Origin of the sequence: Evansella clarkii, assembly GCF_002019695.1 — a bacterium.
GTDB lineage: Bacteria > Bacillota > Bacilli > Bacillales > Salisediminibacteriaceae > Evansella > Evansella clarkii.
The window spans coordinates 41,904-53,579 of the sequence record NZ_KV917376.1 but is presented as its reverse complement, the minus strand read 5'-3'; the positions used below and the strand labels follow the sequence as shown (position 1 = coordinate 53,579).

13 protein-coding genes are annotated in these 11,676 nt (G+C 42.0%); 11 read left to right on the top strand and 2 right to left on the bottom strand.

Translation table 11 applies throughout. The annotated features are described in order from the left end of the window. Positions 1-103 precede the first annotated feature (103 nt). The 5 genes from BK582_RS00260 (at position 104) to BK582_RS26670 (ending at position 2,965) form a co-directional block, all read left to right on the top strand. Complete coding sequence (locus tag BK582_RS00260) at positions 104-550, top strand: GNAT family N-acetyltransferase (RefSeq protein ID WP_078592454.1); 447 nt, start codon at positions 104-106, stop codon at positions 548-550. Between the two features lie 12 nt (positions 551-562). Further along, the gene (locus BK582_RS00255) at positions 563-1,186 is read left to right on the top strand and encodes a fumarylacetoacetate hydrolase family protein (RefSeq protein WP_078592453.1); all 624 of its coding nucleotides are present in this window, start codon (positions 563-565) and stop codon (positions 1,184-1,186) included. A 286-nt stretch (positions 1,187-1,472) separates the two neighbouring features. After that, entirely contained in the window at positions 1,473-2,258 is a 786-nt protein-coding gene (locus BK582_RS00250) for an SDR family oxidoreductase (RefSeq protein ID WP_078592452.1), read from the top strand. Between the two features lie 57 nt (positions 2,259-2,315). Beyond that, entirely contained in the window at positions 2,316-2,627 is a 312-nt protein-coding gene (locus BK582_RS00245; protein ID WP_169910685.1) for a thioredoxin family protein, read from the top strand. Between the two features lie 179 nt (positions 2,628-2,806). Continuing rightward, positions 2,807-2,965 carry a hypothetical protein gene (locus tag BK582_RS26670; protein ID WP_167553281.1) on the top strand — a complete coding sequence of 53 codons (159 nt, stop codon included), beginning with the start codon at positions 2,807-2,809 and terminating at the stop codon, positions 2,963-2,965. A 478-nt stretch (positions 2,966-3,443) separates the two neighbouring features. Here the strand turns inward: BK582_RS26670 and mreBH are convergent, their stop codons facing one another. Then, a complete protein-coding gene (gene mreBH / locus BK582_RS00240) occupies positions 3,444-4,451 on the bottom strand; it encodes a rod-share determining protein MreBH (RefSeq protein WP_078592450.1) in 1,008 nt (335 codons plus the stop codon). A 361-nt stretch (positions 4,452-4,812) separates the two neighbouring features. On the opposite strand from mreBH, the gene BK582_RS00235 reads away from it, so the two are divergent. Both BK582_RS00235 and BK582_RS00230 read left to right on the top strand, forming a co-directional pair. After that, positions 4,813-5,979, top strand: coding sequence for an acyl-CoA dehydrogenase family protein (locus BK582_RS00235; protein ID WP_078592449.1), 1,167 nt, complete (start codon positions 4,813-4,815; stop codon positions 5,977-5,979). A 444-nt stretch (positions 5,980-6,423) separates the two neighbouring features. Beyond that, positions 6,424-7,068 carry an MOSC domain-containing protein gene (locus BK582_RS00230; protein WP_078592448.1) on the top strand — a complete coding sequence of 215 codons (645 nt, stop codon included), beginning with the start codon at positions 6,424-6,426 and terminating at the stop codon, positions 7,066-7,068. 60 nt (positions 7,069-7,128) lie between these two features. Here the strand turns inward: BK582_RS00230 and BK582_RS00225 are convergent, their stop codons facing one another. Further along, a complete protein-coding gene (locus BK582_RS00225; RefSeq protein ID WP_078592447.1) occupies positions 7,129-8,115 on the bottom strand; it encodes a sodium-dependent bicarbonate transport family permease in 987 nt (328 codons plus the stop codon). 277 nt (positions 8,116-8,392) lie between these two features. Between BK582_RS00225 and ymzB the strand changes: the two genes are divergently transcribed. The 4 genes from ymzB (at position 8,393) to BK582_RS00205 (ending at position 11,216) form a co-directional block, all read left to right on the top strand. Beyond that, positions 8,393-8,749 carry a protein YmzB gene (ymzB, locus tag BK582_RS00220; protein ID WP_139368191.1) on the top strand — a complete coding sequence of 119 codons (357 nt, stop codon included), beginning with the start codon at positions 8,393-8,395 and terminating at the stop codon, positions 8,747-8,749. Between the two features lie 383 nt (positions 8,750-9,132). Continuing rightward, complete coding sequence (locus tag BK582_RS00215) at positions 9,133-9,423, top strand: YhdT family protein (protein ID WP_078592445.1); 291 nt, start codon at positions 9,133-9,135, stop codon at positions 9,421-9,423. Next, on the top strand, positions 9,420-10,862 hold the full coding sequence (gene panF, locus BK582_RS00210; protein WP_078592444.1) for a sodium/pantothenate symporter: 1,443 nt from the start codon (positions 9,420-9,422) through the stop codon (positions 10,860-10,862). Before BK582_RS00215 ends, panF begins: the two co-directional genes overlap by 4 nt. Positions 10,863-10,889: 27 nt before the next feature. Further along, entirely contained in the window at positions 10,890-11,216 is a 327-nt protein-coding gene (locus BK582_RS00205) for a nucleoside triphosphate pyrophosphohydrolase (protein ID WP_078592443.1), read from the top strand. Positions 11,217-11,676 lie beyond the last annotated feature (460 nt).

Here is an 11,676-nt window from a genome sequence, read left to right as displayed (position 1 = left end):
CACTGTTTAGCTTCAATTCAGAAAAAAGCAATAATATTTTCATTCTCTAAATAAAGCCGGTAAAATTAAGGGGGTAACAATACAAGGTCAGGGGAGATGTTTTATGGACTGGAAGCTAAAAAAATTTGAAGATTTTACAGCAGATGAGCTATATCGTATTTTAAAACAGCGAGTGGATGTATTTGTGGTGGAGCAGGATTGCCCATACCCCGAGCTGGATGATCATGACAGAAATGCGTATCACCTTTTTAAAACAGTAAATGACGAAATAGCCGCCTATTCACGACTGCTGCCACAAGGGACAGTATATGAGGAGGCATCCATAGGAAGGGTTCTTGTAAACAAAGAATTCAGGAAACAGGGGTTAGGCAGGGAACTATTGGAGAGATCGATGGATTTTCTCCAGGAAGAGCTGGGAGAAAATAAAATTAAACTCCAGGCTCAGGAATATTTACGGGACTTATATGCATCCTTTGGGTTCAAGCCTGTTTCCGAAGTCTATCTTGAAGATGGTATTCCTCATGTTGATATGATTTACAAAAAACAATAAAGGGGTGGCAAGATGGTGGAAATTAAAAATATTTTTTGTGTAGGTAGAAATTATGCAAAACATGCAAAAGAGCTTGGCAACGAGGTTCCCGATGAACCGATCTTATTTTCAAAGCCGACTCATTCCCTGGCCAACGCAGATGGCTCAACTATTGTCTTTCCCGCAGGCAGAGGGGAAATACATCATGAACTGGAAATCGTTCTTTACATAGAAAAAGAAATACCTCATGACTTTGAAGTGTCTGACGTTGTTAAGAAAATGGCACTCGGAATAGATTTTACACTGAGGGATGAACAGTCTGAACTGAAGAAAAAAGGCCAGCCATGGCTGAAAGCAAAGGGATTCAGGAATTCCGCCCTTATTACGGATTTTTGGGTCTTTCCTGGTGAACAACAAATGAAAGAGACTGAATTTTCCTTAATTAAAAATGGAGATCTTGTTCAAAAAGGCAGCATTAATGATATGATGTTTGGCTTTAAAGATATTATAAACTACTGTAACGACTACTTCTGCCTTGGAAAAGGAGATATTATTTACACAGGAACGCCTGAGGGAGTTGGGCCGATCGGAAATAAGGATGAATTGAAACTTGTCTGGGGCAGTGAAGAAAAAGGCGCTTTTCTTGTGAAATTGTAAATTGAGGTTAAAAAGAAGACTAATTGCTGCATGCAGTTGTTTAAAACCTCTTATTCCATAATTCAATATATCTGAATGAATTTCATATCTTTCCTATAGCAGCGTAAGATGGCGACTGCCGTCAAAAATTAGTTGAAGCCGTGCCCGCAGAACGCGTCCGTTATCTCCCGCCTGAAACATCTTCGCTTCCACTACTGTTTTGAGGCGGGAGTTTTACGGACGGTTACATCGGGATAAATAGTGAATTATGAAATCATTCAGCTGTATAAAAGAAAGGATGATAGAAATGGATATGGGACTCAAAGGCAAGAATGTGCTCGTGCTTGCTTCAAGTAAAGGGCTTGGTAAAGCTTCCGCTGAATTGTATGCAAAAGCTGGAGCAAACGTGATGATTACAAGCAGGACAGAAGAAAACCTGAAAAAGGCTGCTGAGGACATAAAAAAGCATGCTGAAGGGAAAGTCACCTGGAAATGCTGTGATGTTTCAAATCCGGCAGAGCTGGAAAGTCTTATTGAAAGCACAGTTCAGGAGTTTGGCGGGATTGACGTACTGGTTAACAATGCAGGCGGCCCTCCTCCTGGAATGTTTGAGGAACTGGGCGACGAAGAATGGGAATTTGCTTTCCAGCAGAATTTGATGAGCGTTGTTCGTACAGTGCGTCTTGCGCTTCCTTATCTCAAGGAATCCAGGGGAAAAATAATTAATATTACTTCGATTTCTATGAAGGAACCGGTGGACGGACTGCTTCTTTCCAATGTTTTCAGGATGGGAACAGCAGGACTGGCAAAAACTTTATCAAGGGAGCTGGCTCAGTACGGTATTTTAGTAAATTCGATTGGTCCAGGGAGAATAGCGACGGAGAGACTTGTGGAACTGGATGGGAAACGCGCTGAGAGGCTAAACACGAGCCCGGAGGAAGTCAGAAAGGAAACAGAAGCCGGTATACCGCTGGGCAGGTACGGTAAGCCTGATGAATTTGCCAGTACTGTGTTATTTCTTGGTTCATCGTTAAACACTTATATCACCGGGCAAATGTTTCTCGTAGATGGAGGAATGTCGAAAGCTTACTAGGTCGTCTTCTCAGAGTTTGCAGCTATCCATATACGCCCGAAGAAAAGGAGTGCAGGCGTGGAAAAAACTGAATCCGTTGAGGAAATAAGAAGCATCATAAAAGAGGAAGAAAAAGTTCTGCTGCTTATTAAGACAAGCAATTGTTCTGTTTGTACTGCTGTTGAACAGCAGCTAGATGAATTTCTTCATGAAAGAGAAGGCTTAAAAGCCGTTAAGATCAATATTAAAGATGACCAGAAAGTTTCCGGCGAATACATGGTACTGACAGCTCCTGCTGTAATTCTTTTTTTCCACGGAAAGGAAATTTGGAGAGGGGCGAGATTTATCAGTTTTTCAGAGATGGAGCAGGTGCTTTTAAAGCTGGGTTGAGCGTATGTAAATGCAATCCCTGGAACCTGAATCTTTGCGCTAAGGTTTGTTTTTTTTAGAGCAAGGGTAATGAATTTACAAGGACAAAAACGAAACAGCTATATGAGTATATCCACTGAAAAGAAAATGGCACTGAGTCATAAAAGTTCCTGGGAATTCTTGAAATAGGAGGGGTTGCTTTGATTTTTGGTCCTTTAGTATTTGCTATGTTTATTCTTGCGATGGTTTTTATCATCTTTGATCTATTTGGATGGGTGGCATGGGTTTTACTGGCTCTTGCAGTTATCGGACTGATTATAAAGTTTGCAAGAAAAGGAAAGGAAGCCAGTGAAAGTTAGCCTTAGGGAGTTAAGCTGCCCTGCGAAAGCAGCCAGAACTTATAAAAGGAGATTAAACAAGCTGAAGTTCATGTGGAAACTTCAGCTTGTTTTTAGTTTGGCTCTGTTAAAGGCGGATGTTGTTCTTTGAAATACTGTAGATTTACGCGAAAGATGCGAGCGAGACTGTCTCTTCCTCTGCCAGCTTAGCTTCGCAGATTATCCGTCGAGACAAATCGATGATTTTTCGGCGAAGCATATGCTCTTGCCTGCGGGAATAGCATTAGCCGAAGATCCCGCAGGGACGAGCGATTACCTCATGAAACTGCTGCGAGTTGTCTCGACGTATACACTTCGAAGAGAGGCTCGCAGAGGAAGAGACACATCTTTTTTCCCGAGGAAGCTGAGGCAATGCCAGCAGGACAAGAGCTTCTTGAAGCGAAAATCAATAACAAAGTTTAACAGAGCCTTCGTTTAAAGAGTATTAATGACTGTATTTTTATTTAGTAGCTTTTTGCAGTTTGTGAATGATGTTTAAAGATCGGCCTGTACCTATAGCAACTGATTCAAGAGGGCTTGGGGCTATATGGACAGGCACATCAATTTCTTCGGCAATCCACTCCTGAATGCCGTTAAGCAGGGCACCGCCGCCTGTAAGAATAACACCACGGTCCACAATATCTCCGCTTAACTCTGGAGGGCAGTCTTCCAGAGTTGTTCTGATAGTTTCCAGTATGGACAGCAATGGCTCCCTGATCGCTCCCTGGATTTCTATAGAGCTTAAAGTAATTGTTTTAGGGAGGCCGGTTACTAAATCTCTTCCCCGGATTTCCATTGTCTGCTCTTCATGGTCTATGAGCGCATAGCCTATTTCCATCTTAATATTCTCTGCTGTACGGTAACCTATTAACAAGTTGTATTTCTTCCTTACATACTGGATGATATCATCGTCTAACTGGTCTCCTCCAAGCCTCAGAGAATGGGAAGTAACGACACCTCCGAACGAAATGATCGCCACTTCAGTTGTGCCGCCGCCTATATCCACTACTACGTTTGCGATTGGTTCCTCTACTGGAAGGTCAGCACCTATAGCTGCGGCAATTGGCTCTTCAATAAGGTCAACCTGCCGCGCCCCAAAGTTTTTTACGGCATCATGAATAGCCCGGCGTTCTACCGATGTTGCACCTGATGGAGCACAGACGACCACATTAGGTTTTCTTAAAGTTAAATTAACCGTTTTACTCACTTTTCTCATAATGTGCTTCAGCATATCAATCGTCACCTGGTAATCAGCAATTACTCCATCTTTTAGGGGACGGATGGCAACAATATGCTCCGGGGTCTTTCCCACCATATTTTTCGCATCATTTCCAATGGCGAGCACCTGTTTTGTATTTACATCGATAGCAACAACAGAGGGCTCATTTAAAACAATCCCTTTATTTTTCGTATATACAAGGATATTAGCAGTACCTAAATCAATCCCAATTTGAGTGTTTGAAAACATTTAAATTCCTCCAACTTTCATTCGTTTTCCTGACTATATAATAAACTTCTATATTATAAGCCAGTTTATAGGGGGAAAACCAAAGATAATTTCTGGTAATTTATTCAATTGTAGCTTTCGTGAAACTTTGTTACGTCTTTCGTCGAAATTATGTTCATGGTTGTAAAAACAAGGTTAATTAAGTATAGAATATAAAAAACTCCCTTATTGCCCATTCCCACTATTCCCGCCGTTAAAACACGGTGATTTCAATTAAATGAAAACACTCCAAAGGTCTGTTAAAATGGAAAATACCGGGATATAAGATAGCACAAAACAGACAGATTAATGCCCGAATCCCGTGTTAAAAAGGAGAGAAATAATGTTTTCAACCAACGATCTACTCATAAAAACAGATAAGCATAAACAACTATACTCCCGTGCTGCATCATTTTTGGACAGCTTCAGCCGGCGTGCTGCTGAATATGATGAGACTGCTCAGTTTCCCCGTGAAAACTTTGAGGAGTTAAAAGAGGAGGGAATGACTGCTCTAACAGTCCCCAGGCATTTGGGAGGAGAAGGTATCTCTTTATATGAATTTCTCCTCGTACAGGAGACTCTCGCTCAGGGAGATGGTGCTACAGCTTTGTCACTTGGCTGGCATAACGGGATTATTATGCAGTTAAGAGACACTGGCAAATGGCCGCAGGATAAATTTGAAAACCTTGCAAGAGAAACTATCGAGAAAAAACTTCTCGTAAACGCTGCTGCAACAGAACCGGGCACAGGCAGTCCGGCAAGGGGTGGAAAGCCGGCTACAACAGCAGTGAAAAATAAGAACGGATGGTTAATAAACGGAAAGAAAACCTTTACATCCCTGGCACCTGTGCTCGACCGTGTAATTATCACCGCCACGGTACAGGAAGGCAGTATAGAATATATCGGGGAATTTCTTCTGGATACAGACACAGAAGGGATCCGCTTCGATGAAACCTGGAATACGCTCGGCATGAGGGCTACAAGGAGTGACGACTTAATCCTTGAAAACGTGCAAATACATGAAGATTCGCTGGTTGCGACCAGGGATCAGGGCCACGGACAGACACCACAAGGCTGGCTGCTTCATATTCCAGCCTGCTATTTAGGTATAGCTATAGCCGCCCGGAACGAAGCGGTTGAATTTGCAAAAAACTATCAGCCTTCCAGCCTGCCGCATCCTGTTTCGGAAACCTCCGAAGTGAGGAGGAAAACCGCCGAAATCGACCTGGAACTTATTCAAGCTCGTTACTTTATGTATTATACTGCATCTCTGTGGGACGAGTTCCCTGAAAAAAGAACGGCAATGGGAGCAGAACTGGCAGCGGTTAAAACAGTGTGCACCAATTCAGCTGTAAAGGCAGTTGACCTGGCTCTCAGAATAGCGGGAGGACAAAGTTTACACAAAAAGAATGCGTTTGAAAGATATTATCGTGATGTGAGAGCCGGGTTACATAATCCGCCTCCAGATGACGTAACAATGCAGATTCTCGGAAAAAAAGCATACGAATAGTTTAACTGCCGCAAAGTGTACTTCACTTTGCGTTTTTTTGTAAGATACTAAATCGAATTAACAGGACTAATGGTTTACTTTCAGTCACCGATATTAAAAAGAGGAAAAACATGTAGTAGGAAAGTCATGTTACAGTAAGTTACCTTCCTATAATATTTAGATAAATCAAAAAATTTGACGAAAAGACATTGCCACTATGAAAACATAGCAGTATTATAAAACCAATAGTAATATTTTGTAAAATGAAGGATTATGCCCCATAAAGGCTTCATACAGAGCGAAAGATATAGCAGTCTTAAATAGAGCACAGAAATCCAGTGCCAGGTTATTTTATTTAACAGATACACTAGCTGGCCGATGTCAGCATACATAGAAAAATATAAATATATAAGTAATGTACATGCTGTGAAACCGGGTGTTTTTGATTGAAAGGGGAGTGCACGTATGAAACGGTTAAAGGCTAATATAATTTCAGTCAATGTTGGAAAGCCGCAAACACTGTCGAGGGGTGAGAAGTCAGTTACTTCCGCTTTGGAAAAGACTCCGGCAGAGGGAACGATATTTTTGTCGAGGCTGAATCTGGCAGGTGATGGACAGGCTGATTTAACTAACCATGGCGGAGAGGATAAAGCAGTTTGCGTATACGCTTATGACCACTATCCTTTCTGGGAAGAAGAGCTTGGGCAAAGCCTGCCGCTTGGGGCATTCGGCGAAAATCTGACAGTTAAAGGCCTGGTGGAAGAAGCGGTGCATATAGGCGATGTTTTCCAATGGGGAGAGGCGCAGGTTCAGGTAAGCCAGCCAAGGGTGCCGTGCTATAAAGTAGGCATGCGTTTTGGTGTAAAGGAACTACCCAAGTTAATAGCAGAAACAGGTTACACTGGTTTTTATATGAGGGTATTAAAGGAAGGCTATGTTTCGGCAGATAACCCGCTTCAGTTTGTAAAGAGGTATTCTGAAATATCTATAGCTTATGTTAACCATATTTATTATGAGGACCGCCATAACGAGGAAGCGCTGAAAGAGATCAGCAGCATACCTGAACTGGCAGCTAAATGGCGGGAAAGTATCCAGAAACAGTTAGCGTGAATATAATAAAAAACAGAGTGAATAATCTTCACTCTGTTTTTGTATTGTTAAAACATCCTGTCAGAGGATTACTGCAATCCAGTAATATAGCGGGATGCCTAAAATCAAATTGAACGGAAGAGTGATCCCCAGCGCGGATCCTAAATACAGGCCTGAATTAGCTTTAGGTATAGCATGCTCAATTGCTGCCGGTGCGGCAATATATGAGGCGCTTCCTGTCAGTACCCCAAACATCATTGCTCCTCCCGTTGACAAGCCGATAAAGCTGGCAGTTAATACTCCAATCGTGCCTCCGATTAACGGGAGTATAACAGCGAATGTAAAGGAAAGTGGATTAAAGTTCTCCAGCCTTTTCATGCTCTGAGTTGCAATCATTCCCATATGGAGAAGGAAAATACATAAAATACCGTAAAAAAGATCTCCAAACAGAGGCTGAATACTTGCCAGGCCGTCTGTATGAGCAGTCATGCCGATAAAGATACCGCCAAGGAGGAGGAAAATACTTTTTCCAAAGAATGCTTCTTTCACTACAAATCCAAGGCTGGTGTGTGGATTATTAATTTTATCCTGGTGCTTTCTCGCAGAAATCTTATACAGGATGATGGCAATGATAATTGCCGGTCCTTCCATTATTACAAGAATGGCTGACATATATGATTCATAGGAAACACCTATTTTATCCAGAAAAGCAAGACCGGCAACAAAAGTAACAGCGCTGACCGAACCGTAATGAGCTGAAATTGCCAGAGCATTTTCCATATCATACTTATATAGTTTTCTTAAGATTACAAGCGAGATAAACAGCATCAGGACACTCAGCATTATGGCTGCCCCTATAGAAGGCAGCATGTCGGTAAAGGAAACAGACCGTAGTTCCATTCCGCCTTTAATACCGATAGTAAAAAGGATAATCATTGTATATCCTGTATAAAAAGCCGTTGGCACTTTGAGATCAGAGTTTACAAGCACTGCGATTATACCTAATAGAAAAAACAGAATCATTGGGGAAAATAAATTAGCGTACGCAATTTCTATTATTTGTTCCATTTAGTTACCTCTCATGTTAAATTTTTAAATTTAAATTAAAAGTAATTTTTTAAATTATATCAGGAAAGTACCAAAGATAGCGATCATTTTTTTTCGCAGATTTTCTCTCATATATAGCATGCCCTGCAATGGAATGATTTCTCAGAAGGCGAAAATGCCATCGGAGTATTCAGGACAGCAGCCCATTCTGTTGGCAGTGGGTAAAAACTTAAAAACCAGCATGATTTTCGAAAATATGGGAATAGTACCTCTAGAAATGAAACACAGGAGGAATATTATGGGACACTCTATTACTGAACTAACGGACTGGCTACAGGAGATAAAAGGCAGCACTGTTTTTATAAAGAAGGAAGAGCTTTCCACGGGCTTAAATGAAGTGATGGATACAGATGAAGTAAAGCTTAGCCTGGAAGGAGTAACTTTGAGGGAATCCATGGACGAGCACATTGACGACTATCTGGAGAACCAGGAACTTATCCTGCAGGGAACGGGCAGCATAAAAAGCGATAATGGTGAGGCGCAGATCCCTAACGATATGTATGAAATCCCCCTGGCAGGAGCGGTTTCAGTTACAAAAGAAGGCGATAGTATAAAAGTGGAGACCGAAAAAGCAGCATATACTTTTAAAGTCTAGCAAGATACAGAACAAGGCACGGCGTGCGGAGGAAATAGATCCGTTTCCGTGGAGAATTAGATGAAAACTAATAAACAGACCGAATCTTTGGATTTGGTCTGTTTATTTTTCTTATAAATCGAAACAAGATGGCTTTTGTTCTTTTCCATTATGGATGTGTCCCGCACCCCTGACGAATAAGAAATTTAACTGGAGAAAGGTGAGGCGGGGTCGTCCCGCATCACCGGTCTGCAGCGGAAAACTGAAAGATACAGGGAATAAACCTCAGGTTTTATAAAACATTTCAACTCTTTTTGAAGGATTTTCCGTAAAAGTAAGGAATTCTTTAACAAAGCAGCGTTCCGAAGTTCCTGCCCAAATATGATGAGGAGGTTGCTTAGCAAATGGATGATAAAAAAGAACCAAAAATGGAGGACCCCCGGTTTAAGATTGCGAATCGCGAAGCTATTATCGGGGTAGCACTCGTTGTCTTTAATTTTCTCTGGTGGTATGGATTTGCCTATGGATTAGGCTCCGGCCCTGTGGAAGAATACAGCTACATATTAGGACTGCCTGCCTGGTTTTTTTACAGTTGTGTTCTCGGGCTTGCTGTAATGATTATTCTTGTAATCATCATTGTTAAAGGTTTCCTGAAAGAAGTCTCTTTTGAAGACGACTGGGGACAGAAAAAATGAATACACCTGTACTTATGTCATTACTCATTTTTATTGTATTAATATTTATTATCGGTTTCTGGTCTTCGAGACAGATGAGCCGGAGACAGGGTTCTTTTCTCCACGAATATTTCCTGGGAAGCAGAGAACTTGGGGGCTTTATACTGGCCATGACAATGGTTGCTACATACGGAAGCGCGAGCAGCTTTCTGGGAGGCCCAGGTGCCGCGTATACACAGGGGCTGGGTTGGGTGCTTCTCGCTATGTCCCAGGTGGCAACGGGGTATTTTGTACTTCTTATCCTTGGGAAAAAATTTGCGATTATGGCGAGAAAATATGACGCTGTCACACTTATTGATTTCCTGAAGAAAAGATACGAATCCAAAGCAGTAGTGCTTATCTCAGCAGCCAGTATTATTATATTTTTATTTTCAGCCATGGCAGCCCAGTGGGTAGGCGGAGCTTACCTCATTGAGTCATTAACAGGCCTTACGTATACGAGCGCACTTTTTATTTTTGCAGTAGCTGTTCTTATTTATGTGATTATCGGCGGTTTCAGAGCCGTAGTTGTTACAGATACGGTCCAGGGTGTGGTCATGTTTTTCGGGACGATAATTATCCTGATCGGAACAATCATTGCCGGAGGGGGCATTACCAATATAATGAATGACCTGGTAGCGGAAAACCCTAATCTTGTTACTCCTTTCGGGCATGACGGGGGCCTTACTCCAGCCTATGTATCTTCTTTCTGGATCCTCGTCGGCGTAGGTGTAGTCGCTCTTCCTCAGGTTGCTGTCAGGGCCATGTCCTACAAAAATGCTAAGGCGATGCACCGGGCGCTGATTGTAGGGACCATCGTAGTCGGAGTGATTATGCTCGGAATGCATTTAATCGGCGTGTTTGCACGCCCGATTCTTCCCGGACTTGAGGTTGCAGATCAGGTGATGCCGCTGATTACAATGGAGGTTCTCCCGCCATGGCTTGCGGGGATAGTGCTTGCGGCACCTCTCGCAGCAATTATGAGTACCGTTGATTCTCTGCTGCTTCTGGTCAGTTCCGCTGTCGTAAAAGATGTTTATATAAACTATATAAAGCCCGAGGCAACAGAGAAGCAGGTAAAAAGAGCAAGTTTTTCTGTGACAGCTGTTTTAGGTGTACTAGTGTTCGCATTAGCTCTCAGCCCGCCTGATTTGCTCATATGGCTGAACCTTTTCGCTTTTGGCGGTCTTGAGGCTGCTTTTATATGGCCGCTGATTTTCGGACTGTACTGGCAAAGAGGAAACAAATGGGGAGCACTAGCCTCCATGATTACAGGGGTAACGAGCTATATCATTATCCATCAGTTTTTTCCAAATCCACTCGGAATGCATTCCGTGGTCCTGCCGATATTGATCTCTTTTGCGTCTTATATAATCGCTGTTTTACTGACTGATAAACATGAGAGGCAGATTGCCGTTTGACCGGAGCGAAAAAAAGGAGGGGAAAAGATGCCAGTATATAACAAGCTTGTGAGAGACAGGATACCGGAGATTATAGAAAAAAATGGAGCGGAGTGTGACGTCAGGCGTCTGGAAACAGGGGAGTTTGAAACGGAGGCTAAAAAGAAGCTGCAGGAAGAGCTGGAAGAATATTTAGAAGCGGGGAATGCAGAACAGGCACTGGAAGAGCTGGCGGATTTGCTTGAGCTCATATACTGCCTCAGCGAACATCACGGCTATTCAAGGGAAGAACTGGAAAGCTTAAGGGAAGACAAAGCTGAACGAAGAGGCTCGTTTTATGAAAAATGGTTTCTCGTTAAAGTCAGGGATGATTAGCCTGGTGCTGGAAAAACAGCAAGTGGATAAAGAAGGCTGTTGAGATATTGTTCTCAGCAGTTTTTTCTTTTTTCAGGTTTTCAGGGTCAAATATGCTTGTAAGCAGGGTCTTGGAGTTAAAAAGTCAGTTTCAATTCTCGAAACCGGGGAGTCAATGGTCTATTCTCGAAATCGAGCGTCCAATTCTTGAAGTCCGATCCTATTTACTTACGAATGCAGGTCAATTTGCTAATCGCCAGCAGTTAAACTAACAAAAAAATTTCGACAACTTTCACCAAAAATAATTTACTAACTTGTTAGTTACTGGTGCAAAGTCCTTGTCATAACAATAAAAGAGCGGTTAAGAAAATAGAAAATAACCCTTCAGGAAAATAAATACGAAATATGTGAAAAATTTCTTTAGTTAACATTATTTATTAATTGTTTAATATTGTATATTATTATATAAAGGTACTTTTGT